We start from the raw sequence: 22,431 nt of genomic DNA, 5'->3' as shown, positions 1-22,431 counted from the left end.
GCCCCGCCGATGACCATGACTTCGGGCGATTCATTAACTAATTCAAGTGCATTCTGCATAGAACAAGCAAGCTCAACACCTTCAATTTGGCCAGGCTGTGTAGTAAGTACAATATTTCTTCGTCCAGGCAAGGGCTTCCCGATAGATTGATAGGTTTTTTTACCCATAATGATTGGTTTACCCATAGTAATTTGCTTGAAATGCTTTAAATCAGCTGGCAGGTGGCAGAGTAGTTGATTGTTATTTCCTAATCCATAGTTCTCATCTACTGCAGCGATTAAACTAAATTGCGGCATAGTTGCTAGCCCTCTCTTCTGACATTAACATTGCCGTTTTAACAGCAGCAACTAAACTACCTACCTGAGCTCTACCAGTTCCTGCCAGCTCAAGAGCTGTGCCATGATCAACTGAAGTACGAATAATAGGCAATCCTAAAGTAATATTAACTGCTTGCCCAAAGCCTGCGTATTTTAAGACTGGTAAGCCTTGATCGTGATACATGGCGACAAACGCATCTACGTTCGTGGTGTTTTGAGGAACAAATAAAGTGTCGGCTGGAAAAGGACCTTGTACATTCATTCCTTTTTCTTTTAGTGCAAGTAAGGCTGGTGTAATGGTATCTAATTCTTCTCGGCCTAAATAACCACCTTCACCCGCATGAGGGTTTAGCCCTGCCACCCAAATACGTGGATTTTTTATGCCAAAATCTTTTTGTAAAGCGTCATGTAATTTCTGTATAACGGTAGAAATTAAAGGCACGGTTATAGCTTTAGGAACTTCTTGTAATGGTAAATGAGTGGTGACTAAGGCAACTTTCATTGTTTCGCAAGCTAACATCATAACAACTGTATCCACGCCACAATACTCGGCTAGAAACTCAGTATGGCCTGTAAAATTAATACCGGCATCGTTAATAACTGCTTTATGTACAGGCGCGGTAACGAGCGCTGCAAAGTGCCCTTTTAAACAAGCTTCCGTACCTAGAGACAACATACGAATGACATAATCTGCGTTTAAAGGGTTTAATTTACCGGCTTCAACTGGATGATGACAAGGAACAGAAAGCACCATTAAGCTATTGGGTTCAGGGATAATAAACTGACTATTTTCATCATAGTCAATAAAATTAATAGCAACACTTAGCTGTTCTGCGCGTTGTTGTAATAACTTTTTATCCGCCAAAATCACAATTGGTAAGTTATATTTAGCAAGTGCCAGGCAGATATCTGGCCCAATACCTGCAGGCTCGCCACTGCTTATTAACAGTGGCTTCATTACGCTAATTCCTTATCCGTAATGTTTACATAGGCATTAGCTCTTAGATGCTGCTGCCAATTTTGCACAGCCTCACTAAATTTACGTTGCTGTAAAAATTGCATCACTTGTTGGCGTTGAAATGTAGCCGAATCATCCACTTTTTTACGCCCCAGAACTTCAATAAGGTGCCATCCAAATGTAGATTTAACTGGCTTACTAACTGTATTTAAGGGCAATGAATTCATCGCTTTTTCAAATTGTGGTACTAATTCCCCAGCAGTGACCCAACCTAGATCACCACCCTTGGTAGCGCTGGTGATATCTAGTGAATACTGCTTAGCCATTTCAGCAAAATCTTTTCCAGATTTTAACTGTTGATAAATATTATTAGCCTGGCGCCTTGCTTCTGCCGATGTCATGCTCGTATCTGGTTTGACCAAAATATGGCGAACATGTGTTTTAACTACTTCGTGCTTCTCACTATTACCACCAACGGCTACTAGTTTAATTAATTGATAACCATTACCAGTGCGTAGAGGTCCTGCGACCTGGCCTGTTTTCATTTTTACAACTTCTTTAGCAAAAAGCTCAGGCAATTCAGCTAGGTGTCTATCACCTAAATCATTACTTTCTAAAGTAAATTCCTTGTCTGATTCTTCTACAGCCGCGCGGCTAAAATCTACACCTTTCTTTATTTTGGCTAATAGTGCATTTGCTTTTTGCTGCCCTTGCTTAAGTTGCGCGGGTGTAGGCTCTTCAGGTAAAGGAATGATAATATTTTGCAAATGATAAGTGAATTTTGTTTTATCCTGGTAAGCCCCTGTCTTTAAATAGTTTTCAACTTGTTGCGGGGTAACTGTTACTTCTTTTCCGACAGCTTTTTGTTGTAAGCGCGCCATTATAATTTCTTTACGAAGATTTTCACGGTAATTTTGCCAAGTTAAACCTTGTTGCTGTACTGCTTCTCTTAGTTGCGAGAGAGATAATTTATTTTGAGCAGCAATTTTTGAAATGGCATCGTTTAATTCAGAATTATCAACGACAATATTATGTTGCTTTGCTAGCTGCAGTTGTAAATCGATATCAATTAAATGTTGTAAAACTTGTTTGCGTAAAATGTTTTCAGGCGGTAGCTCCATATGTTTTGCAAGCAATTGTTGACTTAATGTCTTAACCTGAGCATTTAACTCACTGGCTGTAATAACACTGTCATTGACTATCGCAACAACCCGATCTAAAGGTTCAGCCAATGCAAGTGCAGGCAATAACAATAGCAAAGATGCAATACGCTTTAGCATGCGATATTCCTCATTTTTGTTTTAAGAGCGGCAATTTAGGCGATTTATAATCAAAATACAAGCAATTTGGCCTTAAGATTACATTAGACTTCTTCGAAAATTGTCATTGGCTGCCAATGGCAGCTTCCCAAGAAGTCTATTCAACCATGTTATACCGCAAATAGCTAACGATGAAAACTATCTACATAGCTTGGTAAGAAAGTTCGAATAATAGTAGACGGATCACTATTGCCTAAGGAACCAAGCCCTTTTAATAAAACTTGCAGATAAATATTATTCGTATAACGTGGTGAAGATTGCTGATTTAAGCTTCGAAAAGTGCGTCCTCCAATTAAACGCACGGCCCAACAACAACTATCATATTGTACGCCAAAAAACGACATCATTTCATAGCCTTTACTTATATTATAATTATAAGCACCTAAGGTGCTCCATTTTTCAGTAAATGGCCAAGCATAAGAAAAGGTAATTTGATGCAAAGGATTTACATCTAAGTCATTATTAATATAGGTAATATCACCATTAGTTAAGTAGGAATAACCTATATTAACTAATTCATTTGGCCCTGTTTGATAATGGAAATCAAGATTGCTGTTATTAGGCGCATGCGTATTAACGTCCCAAACATAATCGCCAGTTACCGTTAATGCTGGATTTAAATTATAGAAAGCACGAGCAGCAATAGGCGACTTATGAGGAAAAGGAGAAACATACCCTAAAGTTAGCGGGCTATCATAACAAGGAGGATCAAATAAGCTTCGACATAATTGCACTCTTCGTTGCGAGAAATAATAACTTTGTCCGATTGAAAATCTTATTTTTTCTGTGCCCGTAACATCGGCTATCCATCTTGAAGTCAAAGCATATGAGAGTTGATTGGTATCGCCAATGCGATCAAAGCCGGAAAAACGATTCATGCGAAATAATTGATCAAAATTAAAAATGGGGTAAGCTGAATCATAGACTGGAATTCGTCGTTGATCATGGTAAGGAACATACAGATAAAAGAGTCTTGGCTCTAATGTTTGATTAAATGATTGCCCTAGAAGTTGCGTGGGCCTGTCAAAAAATAAACCACCATCAAGGCTATAGCGAGGAATAGTATTATCATAATGAGAATTTGGTAGTGGATAATTATGTCTTACATCATAATAATTTTGTACCAATTCTAATCCAGGTGTTAGATACCCCCAAGGCCTTGTTTGGGGTAAAGTTAAAGCAGGATTTGCATAGAGCCTTGGCCCTTCAGGCATGGGAATTAAACTATTTGGCCAACGAAAATTATCATATTGTCCAAACATGATGAAATTGCCATTTAGTGGTAAATCATCATAAATACCACGTGCCAATAACTGCGGTAATCGTTGATAAATGTCATTAATGGGCGTTAAATTAACCGGTTGTAAGGTTTGATAAGATTGGACTAAGCCACGAAAAAACCAATTAGCAAGCGTATAAGATAATTCACCTTCCCGAACTAATTGCCGCTCAGTTAATAAGGCTAAATTATTACTAAAATCCTGTAAATAATAATCATCCGATACTTGCTGCGCATTAACTCGTAACCTTAAATCTGGCGTAAAGTAAGTGACATCTTGAACCTGCACAGACCATCTATTAGTTGAAGAGCCACGTAACTGCGGAAAGTTATTAACATTGTTGCGTATAAAATCATCGTAGGCACTATCATGCGGTAAAAAACTTGCATAAATTTGCCCTGAAGAAGTCGTGGTTAAATAACGAAATTGCTCACCAAGCATGATACCGCGACGTGTATAGAGATGCGGATAAAATGTTGCATCATAATTAGGCGCAATATTCCAGTAATAAGGTAGTGAAAAATCAAATCCACCTATACTAGAACTACCAATAGTAGGGAGTAAAAACCCAGATTTGCGCTCTTTTGATGTTGGAAACGTTAAATAAGGTGTATAAAAAATAGGGATATCACCAATAAATAAGCTCGCATCACGAGCCACACCTTCCGAACGGGCATTATCTAAGTTAATTTTCTTTGCTTCTATATGCCAGGCATTATCTTGCGGGGCGCAGGTGCTATAGGTTGCTTTTGCTAAAAAATAATCTTTATTAGCAAGCCGTTCAATTAAGCTTGCCCGCCCCCAAGCAGGTAAAACTGCACCACGACCAGGGGAATTAAAGCGATACAATACATCTTCAGCCTTACCTGATTTATCCTGAGGATTAATGGTTACCTTTCTAGCAATCATTATCCGGCCAGGTTCCATATATCTTACGGAGCCCAGTAGCTCAACGCCTGTTACTTGATTGGTTTTTGCATCGCGATAAATATAAGCCGTTTGGGCATTAAGTATTCTATTTGTTTGGCGTACTTCAACATTGCCTTGTAGTTCAGAACGCCCCTCATTGTGCAAAGACATTCTATTGGCAAATACCTGAATCTCGTCTTCTCTAGCTAGCGGTAATATGTCTAGCGGTTGATAAGCACCACGACACATAGAATATGAAGGGCCTTCTTGCCATCCTAGGCAGTGGGCAAAGTTAGTCCGAATAGAATCACTTAAATAGATATCTCGTGGTAACACACATGCCTGTATAGGCTCTAGCACCATCATTGCCGCACTTGCAGTTTTAAAATAAAAACTAAGTAAACCGGAGACAGCTACAAAAGTCCCTATAAACAGAATACAATTCAGCTTCTTTCTGTTCATTTTTGACAGGGTAAACTTGAAAGCAACAGTCATATTATTACAATACCCTATAAGCCATAAGCACAGTGTGCTTTATTATTTATCATTATCTACGACTACCCTCTAAACAAGAAAGTTAAGGAGTATAGCATGCACAGCCGTCAGAGCACACTGACCACTTGGTTAAAACAAGCCTTTGATTTTAGTGAATTTTCATTGAATCTTCTGACGGGTGACGCAAGCTTTAGACGTTATTACCGTTTACATTGTAAAGGTAAGAGCTACATTGTCATGGATGCGCCGCCACAAAAAGAAACATTAAAACCCTTTATTGAAATTGCAGACTTTTTCCGTGCCCATGGATTACTAACACCGAAAATTTATGCTGTCAATGAATTAGAAGGTTTTGTTCTCTTAGATGATTTTGGCGACCAGTTACTTTTACAGCAATTAACGCCCCTTAGTGCTGATGAATTATATACTTCGGCTATCAAAACGTTACTAGTATTACAGCAATGCCCCATAACTGGTAGCTATCAATTTCCGCTTTTTGATAGTGCTTTCATACAAAGTGAATTAAATTTATTTATTGAATGGTTTTTAACAGCTTATTTAAAGCTCACCCTGACTAGGGATGAGAAAAAATTACTTGATACGACATTTGCTTGGCTTATAGCTGAAATTAACAAACAGCCACAAGTGGTTATTCATCGTGATTATCATTCACGCAATATTATGCTCCCTGGCGCTGAATTTAATCATCAGTTAGCAGTCATTGATTTTCAAGATGCAATGCGAGGGCCATTTACTTATGACCTCGTGTCTTTACTTAAGGATTGTTATATTCAATGGCCTCGCGAGCAAATTATGCGTTGGTTAACACTATTTTACGAACAATCGCCCTTGACCAAGCAAGAAAATTTTCCATCTTTCTTACGGGCATTTGATTTATGTGGCTTGCAGCGCCACCTAAAAGTATTAGGCATTTTTTGCCGTTTATATTTGCGTGATAACAAACCTAATTATCTACAGCATTTACCACTTACATTACATTATGTGATTTCTTGCCTGGAAACATATGACGAATTAAAGCCTTTTTATCACTTTATCCAGCAAAGGATTCAGTTGCCATGAATACTGCAATGATTTTAGCTGCCGGCCGGGGCGAGCGACTTAAACCTTTAACCCAATTTATGCCCAAAGCAATGTGTTTAATTAATGATGTTCCTCTAATCGAGCATCATATACGTAATTTAGCAAGATGTGGTTTCAAACGTGTCATTGTTAATCATGCCTACTTAGGTGGGCAAATTCGTCGCCACCTAAGAGACGGACAGCCTTGGAATATTGAAATTATTTATTCTCCCGAACCGCCAGGGGGCCTAGAAACAGGTGGAGGTATAGTTAAAGCTTTGCCGCTCTTGGGAAATGATCCTTTTTTAGTTGTCAATGCAGATATTTATACCGATTTTGATTTTACTACGTTAAGCTGCCCATCTAATTTTTTAGCAAATGTTGTCTTAGTCCCAAATCCAAAACATAACCTTAAAGGGGATTTTAACTTAAATGGCAGCCAATTAACGAATGAAAGACGGTACACGCTTGCTGGAATAACCTGCTATCATCCTAATGCTTTCACTGAATGCGCTATTGGTAGGTATTCAGTAACACCCTTATTACGATTACTTGCGGACCAACAGAAAGTAAGTGGGCTACTTTACCATGGAAAATGGGCTGATATTGGTTCAATAGAGCGGCTTAAAGAGCTGCAAGTGGAACATAGAACGCGCCTGGCTGATTAAATACAGCCAGGTTAAATATATTATGTACCTGATTAGACATTCGGCGTTGTTGGCGTTGTAACGTCTGGAGCTTCTGGCTCTCCTGCAGGTGTCTGCGGAGTACCAGCAGGTCGTTCGATAGGCCGAGTTGCTGGGGCTGCGGGTGTAGCAGGTGTAGCAGGTCTCGCTGCAACTGCAGGTTGAGCTTTTTGCGCCGGGTATTTATGTTCTTGAATAGATGCTGTGATATTTTTATCAGTAATAAGTTTGCTAAACTTATCATTTAAAAATTGATCAAAGCCTTTATCTCTATCATGAATAAGCTGCCTGATTTTTTCTGCATCAGCCTTAATAGGATTACCCTGTTTATCTGTTTTTATCTTACCCGAGGCATCTGCCTCATAAATAGCGCTACCTTTGCTAACCATATCCTGTTCAGCAAGCCAAGCATTAAATAATTTATCAATAACACTTGCAACTTCAGGGCTTAGAGGCTGATTATCGAGTGAAAAAGCACGCAATAATTGCGCTAAATCACTAATTGCAAAGTCCATTTTGAGATTACCCTCATCTAATTGAGGACTAATTTTTTCTAGCGCTGAGATGCCGTGATTTAATTGTGCATTCTGAAAATCAGTTCTAGTGTCGGTATTACCAGTCCACGGATCAGGGCGATTGCCACGCTCCATATGTACATTGGTCTGATACTCAGCTATTTTTTCTAAAACCTTATCCATGGCTTCAATTTTCACTTTACTGAAAACCTTAGTCAGCTGCTGTTTTAAATAATCAACAGCTGCGGGAGTATCCGCTATCGCCACTGCTTGCATTAAAGCTTCTTTAGTAGGCGCTTGAATTACAGCCATATAACTTACCTCAGAAAATTTATAAACCACCCAATTTAGTTTTAAATTTAAGCAAAATTATCAATATTTGCAAATATATTTTAAGATTATAACAAAATGGCATTCAAAATGAATGCCATCCTAAAATATAGCTGTTAAAAACATGTAAAATTAATCTAAAGGGTTCATTAATGAATCAGTCACAGACTTAAATGTTTTGGATTTCATGGAGTCAGCTTTAAACTCATCGACTTGAATAGCGTCCCATCTTGCCCGCTCTGTTGCTAATAAAGCATCCATTTCTTCTTGAGTTAATTGGCCACTAGCCACTTTTTCAGCTAACTTTGCCTTTAAGTCAAAGACAGAGGCCCGCTTTAAGTCACTTATTTTAGAATAAAGCCCCGCATTTGCTAGAATTAATTGCAATGCCTGCTCCATTCTGTCAACTGGCTGATTGGCATCACCACTTAAATAAAGCCATTTTTTTATCTTATTACGATACGTATTATTTTTACTCATCAATTTTGCTAATTGATGATCAAGGTAATCACGAGGATAAGCCATCGTTTGTCCAAAAGGAAAAGCAAAAAAGCGCATGAGCCCACCTAAAAATCGTGAAGGAAAGTTATCACAAAAGAGTAACATTGCTTTCTGAGCATGATATAAACAATAAGAAACGGCCCAGGTTGCATGTAGCTTAATATCCTCATCCTGATTATGATGTTGATAAAAACGCAGCGCCGCCATCCCCATATATAAGTAAGACATTGCATCAGCTAAGCGAGCTGATAACCGTTCTTTCCGTTTTAAATCACCGCCTAAATAAATTAGAGAAAAATCTGCTAACCAGGCAAAAGCATGGCTTAAACGAGCTAACGATTTATAAGCGCCCCTTAAAGGATTGGCTGGCGCGCTAATAAAAATACCGCCTGTCCAGGCTGAGCAAACTGCTTTAGCAAAATTATGTAGAAAATAGTGAATGTGTTGCCAAATTAATTTGTCAAAGGCATCACGATTATTATGAGAAATAGCATAAAATTCTTCTCGTATAAACGGATGGCAAGCCATTGAGCCTTGGCCAAAGATAAGTAGATTTCGGGACATAATATTAGCCCCTTCTACGGTAATAGAAACAGGCAGCGTATAGTAATAATTATTTAAATAATTACGGGGCCCGCTGACGACTGCACGTCCCGCGTGTATATCCATGGCATTGTTAATGACGATGCGGGCAAATTCCGTATTAAAATATTTTGTAATGGCTGAAGCGACTGAAGGTTTTTTATGTTGGTTTACTGCCTCAACTGTTAATAGTCTTGTGGCATTAATTAGATAATTAAGACCGCCTATTTCCGCTAATTTTTCTTCTATCCCTTCAAATTGGCCTATCTCTACATTAAATTGGCGACGGATACGGGCAAAAGCACTCGTTACAATATACGATACTGATGACGACGCGGCAGCCAAGGCTGGCAGTGAAATGGAGCGTCCAATCGATAAGCATTCGACTAACATTTGCCAGCCATGGCCTGCTTTTTCTTGACCTCCAATAATAGAGCTAATAGGCACAAAAATATTCTCACCACGAATGGTACCATTCATAAACGCTTGATCGCTTGGAAAATGCCGATTGCCTATCTCTAAGTTTTCAGTATCCCGGGGAATTAATAAACAAGTAATACCTTCTTGACCTAAGCCATTTAGTAAATGATCAGGATCTTTTAAATTAACAGCTAGACCGATAAGGGTGGCAACTGGCGCTAAAGTAATCCAGCGCTTATTTAATTTATTAATTGTTAAACCTAATACTTCTTTTTTATTTATTACTTTTTTAGTAACAATCGCTTCAGACTGAATGGATGTAGCATCACTGCCAGCCCCAGGCTCAGTCAGAGCAAAGCAAGGAATATCAATGCCTTTTGCCAGGTTAGGTAAATACGTTGCTTTTTGCTCTTCGGTACCGTAGTACTGTAATAGCTCACCAGGGCCTAAGGAATTTGGAACCATGACTGTTACCGCCACCGCGCTAGCCCGACTTGCAACTTTTAAGACCACTTCAGAATGGGCGCGTGCAGAAAATCCTTTTCCGCCATACTCTTTGGCAATCACTAAACCAAAAAAACCATTATCTTTTAGATAAGACCAAACCGCTTTGGGCAAATCGCGTTCCTGCCCAATATTCCACTCATCAATCATGCTGCATAAGGTTTGTGTTTCATTATCTATAAATGCCTGCTCTTCAGCAGTAAGCTCGGGCAAAGGAGCAGCTAACTTATCCCAGTTAGGAATGCCCATAAATATATCTTGCTCAAACCAAGTATCGCCGGCATTTAATGCCTCTTCTTCTGTTTTAGAAAGCTTAGGAATAGATTTAGCCGCTTTTTCATATAAATGGCTAGTAATATGCGCCCGGATTGCAGGTACATACATGATGGCAATAATGGCAAAGATGATTAACCACAAGATCAACGCAACAAACCAAGGCATGCCAACGAGAAACGTCGCAACTGTAAGATAAACAATGCTTCCCACTTCCCAGGTCGGGGATCTCAAGCCATGATAAAGTACTAATAAAGTAAAAATAAGATAAATGAAAAATAAAAGCGTAGCCATTCCTACTCCTTCCTTGTCTTAATGCATTATGGCAGATCCTACCAGGAAAACTGACTGCTATATATACTTCCTACTACCGGATGTCATTGAATTATTTGCCTTATCAACTTAACATACTCCTATTAATCTGAGCAATTCTCAAAAGCGCTTTTCTTAGAAAACTTGCCTTCTTTAAGCAAATGCACTAGCGTAACTAGTTTTAGCTCCCTATCTGAACTATGAATAAACGGCTAGTGTGGAATTTTGAAATCAAGGCAGGCAAACGTTCTGCTATTGACCAATTACCAGCCCAAGAACAAGACTCAATTCGTTGGGAAGCCCGCTACTTTTGGCCTGAACCTACTACCATTATTTTACACGGCTTAAACGAAACTATTCTAAGCCTTGCCGACTTTGAGATCAAAGAAAGAGAAGATAGTTATTATTTATTGCCACAATACCATTTGAATATAAAAAAACGAAAAGACAAATTACTATATAAGCCTTTACTTGGTCAAAAAGAACCCTGTTATGGCTTTGGTAAAAAAATAAATTTAATGACTATTTCGCCAGAGCAAGCGCTACCTGGTTGTCCGGCACTGGAAGCAGGTACATTGCTTAAATTATTGCAATCACAAGGCACGATAATAGATGTTTATAAGACGGCATTAATTTATAAATTTACTTGCTCGCCTTCTGTCAAACTTGAATTATCACGCTTAATAATTAACAAAACCATTTATTTTAGTGCATCAATAGAAGGCTATTCGTATGATTTAGTCGCTAAAATAAATAGCCTCTTGCTGAAGCAACCTATTTCCTGCGATTATGTTACTTTTCTACAAAAGCTTACCCATGATAAGTAATTTACTGACCCTCATTGTGAGTTTTGGCAAAATAGGACTTATTTCACTTGGTGGCGGCAATTCAATGCTTAAATTAATTGAAGTAGAAGCGGTAGATTATCGCCATTGGATAAGCAATGAAGAATTTATCGGCATGCTTGGCTCAAGCTTTTTATTCCCTGGCTTAACTGCGGTAAAACTTGCCGCTCTCATTGGCTATAAGGCTGCTGGTCTATTAGGCTTAGCGTTTGCGGTGATTAGTATTAATTTACCAGGTTTAATTTTAGCAGGTATTGGTTATCAGTTGTTAAGCCAACATAGTGGGCCTACGGTACAAAAAATAATGGTTCCAGTACAATATGGCGCGTTGGTTTTGCTTGCAGCAACAGCATTTTCTGTGGCTCAAGGCATTATGAATGTTTACTATTCAGTCTCTATGGTCATCATGAGTATTCTTTTTTTTATAGCGCTGACCTATTTACAATTATCTCCCTTTTGGGGCTTTATTGCTTTTATTGGAATTTGTTTCTTTCTTGTGCATTAATTTATAGTATTTGTTACTATCAGTTGGTGTCAATATTATAAAAGATTAGCGATACATTGCGTGTGAACTATAAGTGAGCGAAGGAGAGCAAATTGACTGATGCCATAGAAAATCCAGACTATTTCATAAATCGAGAATTCACGGCACTAGCGTTTAACGCGCGGGTTTTACAATTAGCTAAAGATGAGCGCATTCCCTTATTAGAACGCATGCGTTTTTTATGCATTTGCAGTGGCAATCTTGATGAATTTTTTGAAATTCGGATGTCTAGTTTAAAAGAAAAACTTGCTCTTTCCTCGCCTAAATTTATTGATGGCATACGCGCAGGTGATTTATTTAGTCAACTTAGCAAACAAGCTCACGCTATTACCGATGAAATTTATTCAACCTTTAATAAGCAATTATTACCGGCTTTAAGACAAGAGCGTATTTATTTTTTAAGTGTTGATGAATGGTCGGAAGACATTTATCTGTGGGCAAGGCACTATTTCAAAAATGAAATTCTACCGGTGGTCAGCCCAATTGCACTCGATTTAGCCCACCCTTTTCCACGCTTATTTAATAAAAGTTTAAATTTCATCATCTCCTTACGTGGTAAAGATGCATTTGATCGAAATATTGATTATGCAGTCATTCATGCGCCCCGCTCATTACCACGTACCATCTCTTTACCTTCTGAGCTATGCACTGATGGTGGTAATTATTTTGTTTATCTTTCATCCATCATTCAAACTTATGTACACCGTTTATTTCCAGGCATGGAAATAAACGGCTGTTATCCCTTTCGATTAACCAGAAATAGTGATTTATTTTTACGGGAAGAAGAAATAGAAGATTTAGCAGTTGCGGTCCAGCGAGAACTTTTTTCTCGGCATTACGGGCATGTCGTTCGTTTAGAAATAGACAAGCACTGCCCGCAAAAAATTGTTGATTTTCTTTTACAAAAACATCACCTTCATCATGAAGATGCATATTATTGCGATGGCCCTGTTAATCTACAGCGCTATTATACCGCTATTAATCGGATGAATCGTCCCGATTTACTTTATCCAACGTTTAGGGCGCAATACCCACCCGTAATCACTAGCAAACGCCATTTATTTAATGTGTTAGATGAAAAAGATATTTTGCTGCATCATCCTTACCAAAGCTATGATGTAGTGATTGATTTTGTCAGGCAAGCAGCGGCTGATCCTAATGTTTTAGCGATTAAACAAACATTATACCGCACCCACTCTGGCTCAGAAATGGTTACAGCCTTAGTTGAAGCAGCACGCTCTGGCAAGGAGGTCACTACGGTTGTCGAACTACGTGCTCGCTTTGATGAAGAGTCTAATTTAAAATTAGCAAATCGCTTACATGAGGCAGGAGTACTTGTACTTTATGGGGTCGTGGGTTACAAAACACATGCAAAAATGACCTTAGTCGTTAGGCGTACACATGGAAAATTAAAACAATATGCGCACTTAGGCACGGGTAATTATCATGAACAAACATCTAAGCTTTATACGGACTTTGGACTTTTAACCAGTGATGCGAATATTACCGCTGATATACAAATTATCTTTCAACAGCTCACAGGCTTAGGTAGAACCGTTAAACTTAAAGCGCTCTGTCATTCTCCTTTTACATTGCAAAAAGATTTATTAAATCATATTGAGGAGTGCGTTGCAGCTGCTAAAGCAGGAAAAGAAAGTGAAATTAATATTAAAGTTAATGGCCTTACCGATAAAATCTTAATTAAAGCGCTTTATCAAGCCTCACAGGCTGGTGTAAAGATTAATTTAATTGTGCGCAGTCTTTGTTGTTTAAAGCCTGGTATTCCTGGCATTTCAGAGAATATCCGTGTCATCTCCATTCTCGGCCGTTTCTTAGAGCACCATCGAATTTATCATTTTCTTACCTCTGACAATGAGTATGTTTATTGTTCCAGCGCTGATTTAATGGAACGTAATCTTTATAATCGTATAGAAATTTTATTCCCTATCTTAGATGAAGAAAATCGCAAACGCGTTAAAAATGAAATTTTTAAAAACTATTTTAAAGACAACAAATGGGCCTGGGAAATGCAAGCTGATGGCACTTACAAAATGTTAAAAAATGGCCAACACAGTGCTCAAGAAAAATTATTGCAGTTATACACCCAGATAACCTAAAAGCCAGGGATTTAGCTATCGTTGGCTGCGCCTAATTAACTTATGTTAGCAGCGTGCTGCTTTTTATAAATTTGATTAACAACAATAGGCGCTAATAGTCGCTTCGCTAGATAAGTTGAAGCCCTTGGCGTTAAATGACCATAATCAAATGTTATTAATCCTTCTTTTCTATCTTTTCCTAAATAAGTTAAACACCCTTCCTTGGTACAAAAGAAATCAAGCAATGAGATATATTCAATGTCTGAGCTGTGCGCATACTTTTCTTTCATTCTTTTATCTGTTTTCAACGCGCTTAAACTTAAGTTTGCATTAATACGTTTAGGTGAATGAAGCCAAAATTTTTTAGCAATCACTTTATATAAATCAGGTTTCCATTGTGGCACTGGGCCTAGTATTAAAACTCGTGGAATACCTAACTTTTTTAATTCTGCTGAAATTAAAGGTAAGTCTTTATTATGCTCATGCCCATAAGCCTGTGCCAAGATAACAATATCAGGTTTGGTCTTTTTAATGATATTCCAGGCAAAACGATTTGAGTTATAACAATAACGCTTAGATGACACGTTAGAAATTAAACGGGGTGAACAGGCTGAAGAAGCAACTTGTAGGATAGAAATATCTTTGGGTAATACGCTAGCTAAACCGTAATAAAGTTGCTGCGCATGCGAATCTCCCCAGATGAATATGCTTTTATCTGTTGCGGGAGTATAACAGCTCGAAGCAATTAACTCTTTTGCAAAAGACTTATCTTTTGCCTTACTTTTAGGATAAAAGTCACACTCTACGCGATATTTCTGTAAAATTTCATGATTTACCAGGTATTGTAACTGCGGTAAATTATTTTCAAAAAAATTAAGAAACTCGGCGCGATCTTTTAATCTAAAATTAAAGCCATTGTTTTTATAAGTACTGTAACCTATGGTTCCTAATAAGGCCAAAGTAATACATAAACCAGCTGCAACGTTATTATTTTTATGAAATCGTAACGGCTTTTCAATGACACGATACGTCAACCAAGCTAAAAAAATACTTATTAGAACTAAGCTGATGCGTATTAGCTTAGTTAATTTAACCTCCATCATAAGATGCGTAAACGATATTAGGGGCCAATGCCATAAATATAAAGGAAAACTAATTAAGCCAAACCATACTAATACTTTATGCGATAAAATAGTACGATTGACCCAAGCATTGGGGCCTGCGGCAATAATAAGAAAAGCGCCTAATGTAGGCAACAACGCCCACCAGCCAGGAAAGGGATGTTTATCATTAAGTAAAAAAATCAAGCTTAATAGAAGAATCAAACCAACCATTGCCTGCATGTCTTGCCAACGCGCAAGTTTATTTGTAGCAACGAGCTTTGCTCTTAAGGAATCAAAAATCGTTATTCTAGAATTTGAATAAGTGAGCTGATAAGCCCAAAGGCTACCTAATAATAGCTCCCAAACTCGAGTTACCGGTGAATAGAAAACGGCAATATCATGATCACCAACGTTTAACACATTTAAAGTGAACGATATAATAACTAAGGTGAGGCAAATAATTAAAATATTAAATTGTTTCTTAAAAGCAAACCATATCAGGAATGGCCAAACAATATAAAATTGCTCTTCAATTCCTAAAGACCATAAATGCAATAAAGGCGTGGTAGACGAATTCGCATTAAAATACCCTGCTTCTTGCCGCAAAATAAAATTAGAACTAAATGTTGCACCAGCAGCAATGTGTTTACCAAGCTGCTTATATTCATCATTAAGCAAAAACACCCAACCAATCGCATACATGATCAATAGAACAAAAATTAAAGCTGGAAATATCCGTTTAATCCGCCTGATATAAAAGTCTTTAAAACTAAATGAGCCTTGCGCTAACTGGTCAAAAATAATTTTACTAATTAAAAACCCTGAAATAACAAAAAAAATATCAACACCTATAAAGCCGCCCTTAAAAAAATGGGGAAAGGCATGAAAGCCAACGACTGACAAAACCGCAATAGCACGTAAGCCATCAATATCCGGCCGATACTTATAAGTTTGCAAGTTCTTAATCTCTAAAATGAATTGATGTTATTTTAATTTCTAAATTAAACTAGTAAATATAAACTAGCCTGCTTGTTAAATTTTCTTTTATTTTTTTCACTACCCAACTAATGTTTTGCTTACTGCGCCAGGCTCTTCAAATGCTAGCCTTGGTAATAAATAACCAGGCAATTGCGCTTTTAACTGCTGATAAATACGGGAAGCTTCTTCTAAAGGAAGATCAAAGTGCGCCGCGCCATCGACCTTATCTAATAAATGTAAATAATAAGGAAGCACACCGCAATCAAATAAAGAGTGGCTTAAATTGGTGAGCGTCTCCACATTATCATTAATTCCTTTAAGAAGCACGGATTGATTTAATATTATACAATTTATTTGACGTAGTTTCTGGCAAGCATTTTTAACTTGTGCATCTAATTCTTGTGGATGATTACAATGTAAAACTAGGACTTTATGCAACGCCGTTTTAGTTAAAATCTCTAAAAAAGAATCATCAATCCGTTCAGGTAACACAACGGGAACGCGAGTATGAAAGCGTATTGTTTTGATATGTCTCACCGCCTCTAATTGATGAATAAAATTTTCTAACACCTTATCCGTAGCTAATAATGGATCGCCACCACTTAAAATCACTTCATGAATCGTCTTATCCTGCTTTAAATAGGCAATTACGTCCTGCCAGCCTTCTTGGCCAGGATTATTGTCTTTATAAGGAAAATGCCTTCTAAAACAATAGCGACAATTTATAGCGCAGATACCCGTAAAGGTTAAAAGAACGCGGCCTTGGTATTTATGAATCAAGCCTGGTATGGGATTACAACTTATTTCTTTTAAGGGATCAGGCGTGTAATTTTCTCTAGCTTCTAGCTCCTGTGGCGCTGCAAGTACTTGCAGGAGTAGCGGGTCATGGGGATTTCGTTTTTGCATGCGCGTAGCAAAATTATAAGGAACTCGTGTTTTAAATTGCTTATCTGCTGCAAGGCTTGCAAGTTCAAGGGGCAGCTCTAAAAATTTAAGCAATTCCTGAGGAGACGTAAAACCCTGCGCCAATATTCTTTTCCAACTCACAAAGTCATCTCGCATTCATTAAACATAATTGGTAAACTGGTGCACTCTATCTAATTTAACACCAAATCTCAACCGTGGAGCACTGATGGCCACTTATAGTACTAATGAATTTAAAAATGGTCTGAAAGTTATGATTGATAATGCCCCTTGCAGCATTCTTGATTGTGAATTTGTTAAACCAGGTAAAGGACAAGCCTTTACTCGCGTCAAAATACGTAACTTAAAAACCGGTCGCGTTGTTGAGCGTACTTTCAAATCGAACGAAACATTACCATCTGCTGATGTCTCTGACGTGGAAATGCAATATTTATATAATGATGGTGAGCAGTGGCATTTTATGGTTCCTGATACATTTGAACAATATGCGCTAAATCAAGAAGTCTTAGCTGATGCTGAACAGTGGTTAAAAGAGCAGGATATTTGTATTGTTACGTTATGGAATAATGAACCTATACAAGTGACTCCACCTAATTTTGTTATTCTAGCTATTACAGAAACAGATCCAGGTGTTAGAGGTGATACCTCTGGCGGCGGTGGTAAGCCTGCAACGCTTGAAACAGGTGCTGTTGTTAGAGTTCCCTTGTTTGTGCAAACAGGTGAGCTAATTAAAGTAGATACCCGTAAAGGCGAATACGTCTCGCGAGCTAAAGAATAGAATACCTTATTTATAGTTAACATCTTCCCTCTTTATGGAGAGGGAAGACTAAACTTAAGTAAGTAAAATTAATGTTTAAATTTCTCTACCTTAGCTACTATATATTGCATAATTTTTGTAGCAATATCTTCGCCAGTAGCCAATTCCATGCCTTTAAAACCGGGTGAGGAATTTGCTTCACAGACTAAATAACCATTTTCACCAAACAATAAATCAATGCCAGCAATATCTAAATTAGCAATTTTGGTACATTCTAGCGCTAGATGCTTAATTTCAGGCGTTAAATCAAATGGCAACACCTCACCACCCAGCGAATAATTAGCCTTAAAACCTGATTTAGATAAGCGCTGCATACAACCTATTACCTCTTGCCCTAAAACAAAGACGCGCAAATCTCGACCATAACTACTGGCAATAAATTGCTGGATAATAAGTTGTGGATTAGCTTGTAGGCTAAGAAGGCCTATTAGATCCTGAAAAGAATTAGCTGATTCACATAAAAGCACACCAATACCGCGCGCACTCGCTATATTTTTAATAACCAATGGATAGCCTATTTCTTTTGCAACCAATTCAAAAGGAACAGGAATGTTAAGCGCCATTGTTTTAGGCACAGGCAATTTTTTATCAACTAATAATTGGCCCATCCGCATTTTATCTTTTACAGTTTCAATAGCCTCAGCATTATTGATACAACAAACACCTAATAATTCTAACTGTCGAATTAAATTTAAGGCATGATAAGGTGTTTCTGCGCCTAGGCGTGGCATAATAAAATCGGGAAGGGCTGCAACTTTACCATCTAACAGCACGGTTTTGTCATATTGATTTGCGACAATTAATTCAAATTGTCCTGGCTTAAACACGTCTAGGTCAATCTTCAATTGCTTTGCAACTGCTAAGAATCGATTTACTCCATGATCAGTGGCAGTTAATTCTTGCTTATTCCTTTTGTAAAGTACCCAGCCTTTCATTGGCTCCTCGCAAACTAAAGAAATCTATTAATATCAGTGCCCTTATCATATTATTTTGTATAATATTTAAGACTGCAAGAATAATTACGGAACAATTAAAGATTTCGCCTATTTGCTAGTATATACGTTGAAACTTAATTCCGTAGTTTTGATTTAAGTAAAAAACCACGGAATTGACTCAAAGTTACCACTTACGCATATACCATCCGCGGGGATACATATTACAATAACCTTGAGCACAAGAACGGGTAGGAACACCTGAATAATAATGAGTGGCCCATTGAGGTTGATAGCCGTAAAAGCCTACTGAGTAGATATAATCTCTATTGAAGCGCGCATTATAGGTGGTTTCATTCGGTGTACATCCTAGTAATAACAATAATGATAAAGCAAGTGATATTCTAGCTATTTTCATTCTTGTATCCATCCATGTTATGTCTATAAATTATACGTTAATAATTTTATTTTTACAAAGTGATTGATATAACAATGAAATTTAGATGAATAAAAAAAGAAGCATGTTAGAATGCCTGGCTAACAGGCTAACTAAAAAATTAGAAAGGAAAGCCATGGCTTTACTAGAAGAGCTTAAGGCATTAGATCTTACTCGCTTTAAAAAAGCATTAATTAGCACCACTGCTAAACAGCATGGCGAAAATAGACTTTTGCCTTTTCGTCAGTTTGGGGAAGAAAAAGTTTTAAACCTGCTATTTACAAATCCCGAGATTGCTCAGCAAGTCTTGGTTTATCTTGATAATCAGCTTGAAACTTTTTTTATTGATGTGGAGCGAAAGCAATCGATTAATTTATGGCAGATAGCTCAAAACTCACTAAAAAAAGGCAAAATTTTACCTTATAAACCGAATGATCTGACTGTAGAGTCAGCTTATCATTTAATCAATCAATATTATGATTATCAATTAACTAATAAGAAAATTTTAATTTATGGTACAGGCAATATTGCAGTAAAATTGGCCTTACGCTTAGCAGAGCACGATATACAAGTTACAATAACTGGTCGAAATGAAGTTAAAACCAGGCAATTAATTGATGCGCTTAATGTTATTTTACCTGCATATAATGACTATAAAATTTCCTTATTTAATAAAGACCAATCTTATGACGCCTTAATTACCGCTGTTTCTGCAGAACAGTTAATTAGCGCACAATATCTTAATTATTTAAACGATAAAGCGCTTGTAATGGATGTAGGTATTAATAATTTAACACCAGCCTTCATTGCCAACGCGTCAGAAAAGTCTATAAGTATTATTCGGCTTGATGTTAGAATAGCTACGCCAATATTAGAAGCTCATATGCATATTGCTGATTTTCCCTTCTTTAAAACCATTGCCGGCCATCTGACTATTCAGGGTATTAGTTGTGTCGCAGGCGGGATCATTGGCAAAAAAGGTGATATAGTGCTTGACACTGTTTTCAAGCCAAAACACATTATCGGAATTGCCAACGGTACAGGCGGGTTAAAAAAATATGAAGAGCACACCGACAACGATAAACACCACATCGACATTATCGAAAAGGCCTTATGACTACATTAAACGAGGCATAGATATTTTATTAAGTTCATTAGCCATTCTTTTGCTTTCGCCTATTTATATTATTGTTGCCATTTGGATTGTCATGGATGACGGACTGCCTATTTTATTTCGTCAAAAAAGAGCAGGCTACTTAAATAAACCTTTCTCTATTTATAAATTTCGTACGATGAAAATACAGCAATCAAACCCCGCGACTTATTACTGGGAAGGCGGTGTGCCTGATGATTTTGTTTTTAAACAAGCAACAGATAACAGTCATCAAGCGAATTTTACTGGCATAGGCGCATTTTTAAGAAAATGGAGTCTTGATGAACTACCGCAGTTTTTTAACGTATTACTTGGTAACATGAGTTTAGTTGGACCGCGCCCAGAATTAACAGAAATTGCCAATTGCTATAATCAAGAACAATTTAAACGTCTAAGGGTTAAGCCAGGCGTCACCGGTTGGGCGCAAGTTAATGGCAGAAGTAATATTAATCATGGCGAAAAAATAAAGTTAGATCTTGACTATGTAGAGCATTATGGATTATGGATGGATATTAAAATTTTATTTCTCACCGTTCTTAAAGTTTTATTTAAGCAAGGTGCTGTTTAATTTTAAGCTGACTCACTAATTATAAGAATACTACATGTCTATTATTCCAACCATTCTTTGTGGCGGTGCAGGTTCTAGGCTTTGGCCAGTCTCACGCGAATTACATCCAAAGCCATTTATTCGTTTAAATGATGGGCAAAGCTTCTTACAAAAAGCTTTTCTGCGTGCAGCCTCCATTCCAAATGTTAAAGAAATTTTAACCGTAACGAATCGTGAATTATTCTTTAAAACAGAAGATGAGTATCGTGCTATAAATCAACACAACTTATTTCTGTCCTATATCTTAGAACCTTTTGGCCGCAATACAGCTGCCGCCATTGCTTTAGCTGCACTACAAGTAGCAAAAAAATATGGTGATGATGCTATTTTATTAATTTTGCCTGCTGATCATTTAATAAGCGAGCCCGATGCTTTTCAAAGTGCTGTAGATTGTGCCATCAAGCTTGCTAAAAATACCAAGCTAGTCACGTTTGGTATTAAACCAAACCTACCTGAAAGTGGTTATGGGTATATACAAATTGATGAAAATTCATCTCTTACTCGCCCTAAACAGCCAGAACAGATCCTCGGTTATTCAATCAAGCAATTTGTTGAAAAACCTTCTGTTGAAAAAGCCCAGGAATATTTGCAAGCAGGTTGTTATTTTTGGAATTCGGGCATGTTTTGTTTTACAGCAGGCGCAGCACTTAAGCACCTAGAACACTATTGTAATGATATTTATGAAACAACTAAAAAATGCCTTGACGATGCAGTCATTGCCGAAAGCCCACATGGTGCGCAAATTCAGTTAAAAAAAGAGCATTTTACACATGTACTAAGTAACTCCTTTGATTATGCAGTGATGGAGCCTGCTTCTAAAGACAGTGATGCTATTGCGGTTATACCTTGTGACCTTGGCTGGAGTGATATTGGCTCTTGGAGTGCCTTTGGTGATTTATCGACAGCAGATACGAATGGTAATCGCGTCAATGGTGAAGCCCTTTTATATAATACAGAAAATTGTTACATTCAAAGTGATGCTCGACTAATCAGCACCGTTGGTTTAAAAAACCTGATTATTATTGATACGCCTGATGCCATTTTGGTAGCTGATAAAAACCATGCTCAAGATGTTAAGCACATTTATACTGCATTAAAAGAAAAAGAACATAACGCTTATAAACTACATCAAACCGTTCATCGCCCTTGGGGAACTTACACTATTTTAGACGAAGGAAAAAATTTTAAAATTAAGCGGCTCGAGGTTAATCCAGGCGCAAAATTAAGCCTACAAATGCACCATCACCGTAGTGAGCATTGGATAGTAGTGAGTGGCATGGCAAAAGTTATCAATGGCAATAATGAGTTACTAGTTAGAACCAATGAATCAACTTATATTCCTGCAGGAAGCATGCATAGGCTTGAAAACCCTGGTGTCTTAAGTTTAGTGATTATCGAAGTGCAAAGCGGGGAGTACTTAGGAGAAGACGATATTGTCCGCTTTGAAGATAATTACGGCAGAATTTAATCTATTTTGACCTTAATCTTTAAATAACTTCCTTCATGCGAAAAAGA

At 37.6% G+C, this 22,431-nt stretch carries 19 protein-coding genes (1 of these 19 running past the window's edge); 9 read left to right on the top strand and 10 right to left on the bottom strand.

Going from position 1 to position 22,431, the window contains the following annotated elements; translation table 11 throughout:
* The 4 genes from DYE47_RS01200 to DYE47_RS01185 form a co-directional block, all read right to left on the bottom strand.
* Positions 1 to 296 carry the 5' portion of a dihydrofolate reductase gene (locus DYE47_RS01200; protein ID WP_115301527.1) on the bottom strand. It extends 190 nt beyond the left edge of the window, so the window shows 296 of its 486 coding nt (coding positions 1–296); its start codon is at positions 294 to 296; its stop codon lies beyond the left edge, outside the window.
* Positions 283 to 1,275 carry a 4-hydroxythreonine-4-phosphate dehydrogenase PdxA gene (gene pdxA / locus DYE47_RS01195; protein WP_115301526.1) on the bottom strand — a complete coding sequence of 331 codons (993 nt, stop codon included), beginning with the start codon at positions 1,273 to 1,275 and terminating at the stop codon, positions 283 to 285. Before pdxA ends, DYE47_RS01200 begins: the two co-directional genes overlap by 14 nt.
* The gene (locus tag DYE47_RS01190) at positions 1,275 to 2,555 is read right to left on the bottom strand and encodes a peptidylprolyl isomerase (RefSeq protein WP_115301525.1); all 1,281 of its coding nucleotides are present in this window, start codon (positions 2,553 to 2,555) and stop codon (positions 1,275 to 1,277) included. Before DYE47_RS01190 ends, pdxA begins: the two co-directional genes overlap by 1 nt.
* Positions 2,556 to 2,719: 164 nt before the next feature.
* Positions 2,720 to 5,245, bottom strand: coding sequence for an LPS-assembly protein LptD (locus DYE47_RS01185; protein WP_115303976.1), 2,526 nt, complete (start codon positions 5,243 to 5,245; stop codon positions 2,720 to 2,722).
* 129 nt (positions 5,246 to 5,374) lie between these two features.
* On the opposite strand from DYE47_RS01185, the gene DYE47_RS01180 reads away from it, so the two are divergent.
* Both DYE47_RS01180 and murU read left to right on the top strand, forming a co-directional pair.
* Complete coding sequence (locus DYE47_RS01180; RefSeq protein WP_115301524.1) at positions 5,375 to 6,358, top strand: aminoglycoside phosphotransferase family protein; 984 nt, start codon at positions 5,375 to 5,377, stop codon at positions 6,356 to 6,358.
* Positions 6,355 to 7,026, top strand: a complete 672-nt coding sequence (gene murU, locus DYE47_RS01175; protein ID WP_115301523.1) for an N-acetylmuramate alpha-1-phosphate uridylyltransferase MurU — start codon at positions 6,355 to 6,357, stop codon at positions 7,024 to 7,026. The genes DYE47_RS01180 and murU overlap by 4 nt, the downstream gene beginning before the upstream one ends.
* 32 nt (positions 7,027 to 7,058) lie before the next feature.
* Here the strand turns inward: murU and DYE47_RS01170 are convergent, their stop codons facing one another.
* Both DYE47_RS01170 and DYE47_RS01165 read right to left on the bottom strand, forming a co-directional pair.
* The gene (locus DYE47_RS01170; protein ID WP_115301522.1) at positions 7,059 to 7,871 is read right to left on the bottom strand and encodes a hypothetical protein; all 813 of its coding nucleotides are present in this window, start codon (positions 7,869 to 7,871) and stop codon (positions 7,059 to 7,061) included.
* Positions 7,872 to 8,021: 150 nt separating this feature from the next.
* A complete protein-coding gene (locus DYE47_RS01165) occupies positions 8,022 to 10,463 on the bottom strand; it encodes an acyl-CoA dehydrogenase (RefSeq protein ID WP_115301521.1) in 2,442 nt (813 codons plus the stop codon).
* 218 nt (positions 10,464 to 10,681) lie between these two features.
* On the opposite strand from DYE47_RS01165, the gene DYE47_RS01160 reads away from it, so the two are divergent.
* The 3 genes from DYE47_RS01160 (at position 10,682) to ppk1 (ending at position 13,987) form a co-directional block, all read left to right on the top strand.
* On the top strand, positions 10,682 to 11,308 hold the full coding sequence (locus tag DYE47_RS01160; RefSeq protein ID WP_115301520.1) for a hypothetical protein: 627 nt from the start codon (positions 10,682 to 10,684) through the stop codon (positions 11,306 to 11,308).
* Positions 11,298 to 11,831 carry a chromate transporter gene (locus tag DYE47_RS01155; protein WP_115301519.1) on the top strand — a complete coding sequence of 178 codons (534 nt, stop codon included), beginning with the start codon at positions 11,298 to 11,300 and terminating at the stop codon, positions 11,829 to 11,831. The genes DYE47_RS01160 and DYE47_RS01155 overlap by 11 nt, the downstream gene beginning before the upstream one ends.
* A 92-nt stretch (positions 11,832 to 11,923) precedes the next feature.
* A complete protein-coding gene (ppk1, locus tag DYE47_RS01150; RefSeq protein WP_115301518.1) occupies positions 11,924 to 13,987 on the top strand; it encodes a polyphosphate kinase 1 in 2,064 nt (687 codons plus the stop codon).
* A 35-nt stretch (positions 13,988 to 14,022) separates the two neighbouring features.
* On the opposite strand, the gene DYE47_RS01145 is transcribed toward ppk1, so the two are convergent.
* Positions 14,023 to 16,026 carry an acyltransferase family protein gene (locus tag DYE47_RS01145; RefSeq protein ID WP_160149817.1) on the bottom strand — a complete coding sequence of 668 codons (2,004 nt, stop codon included), beginning with the start codon at positions 16,024 to 16,026 and terminating at the stop codon, positions 14,023 to 14,025.
* A gap of 99 nt (positions 16,027 to 16,125) precedes the next feature.
* Entirely contained in the window at positions 16,126 to 17,109 is a 984-nt protein-coding gene (gene epmB / locus DYE47_RS01140; RefSeq protein ID WP_115301516.1) for an EF-P beta-lysylation protein EpmB, read from the bottom strand.
* A gap of 70 nt (positions 17,110 to 17,179) precedes the next feature.
* Here epmB and efp point away from each other — a divergent pair, with 70 nt between their 5' ends.
* Entirely contained in the window at positions 17,180 to 17,749 is a 570-nt protein-coding gene (gene efp, locus DYE47_RS01135; protein ID WP_115301515.1) for an elongation factor P, read from the top strand.
* Between the two features lie 68 nt (positions 17,750 to 17,817).
* Here the strand turns inward: efp and DYE47_RS01130 are convergent, their stop codons facing one another.
* Positions 17,818 to 18,723, bottom strand: coding sequence for an ATP-grasp domain-containing protein (locus DYE47_RS01130; RefSeq protein WP_115301514.1), 906 nt, complete (start codon positions 18,721 to 18,723; stop codon positions 17,818 to 17,820).
* 184 nt (positions 18,724 to 18,907) lie between these two features.
* Positions 18,908 to 19,138, bottom strand: a complete 231-nt coding sequence (locus DYE47_RS01125) for a hypothetical protein (RefSeq protein WP_115301513.1) — start codon at positions 19,136 to 19,138, stop codon at positions 18,908 to 18,910.
* Positions 19,139 to 19,223: 85 nt separating this feature from the next.
* Between DYE47_RS01125 and DYE47_RS01120 the strand changes: the two genes are divergently transcribed.
* Genes DYE47_RS01120 through DYE47_RS01110 form a run of 3 tightly spaced genes read left to right on the top strand, consistent with a single transcriptional unit; the run spans position 19,224 to position 22,384 of the window.
* Positions 19,224 to 20,273, top strand: a complete 1,050-nt coding sequence (locus DYE47_RS01120) for a Rossmann-fold NAD(P)-binding domain-containing protein (RefSeq protein ID WP_115301512.1) — start codon at positions 19,224 to 19,226, stop codon at positions 20,271 to 20,273.
* A complete protein-coding gene (locus DYE47_RS01115; RefSeq protein WP_115301511.1) occupies positions 20,215 to 20,877 on the top strand; it encodes a sugar transferase in 663 nt (220 codons plus the stop codon). Before DYE47_RS01120 ends, DYE47_RS01115 begins: the two co-directional genes overlap by 59 nt.
* Before the next feature lie 34 nt (positions 20,878 to 20,911).
* Positions 20,912 to 22,384 carry a mannose-1-phosphate guanylyltransferase/mannose-6-phosphate isomerase gene (locus DYE47_RS01110; RefSeq protein WP_115301510.1) on the top strand — a complete coding sequence of 491 codons (1,473 nt, stop codon included), beginning with the start codon at positions 20,912 to 20,914 and terminating at the stop codon, positions 22,382 to 22,384.
* Positions 22,385 to 22,431: the final 47 nt, after the last annotated feature.

This window comes from Legionella beliardensis (genome assembly GCF_900452395.1).
GTDB classification, from domain to species: domain Bacteria; phylum Pseudomonadota; class Gammaproteobacteria; order Legionellales; family Legionellaceae; genus Legionella_C; species Legionella_C beliardensis.
The sequence above is the reverse complement of the archived record's forward strand: the minus strand, read 5'-3'. Positions and strand labels throughout refer to the sequence as shown.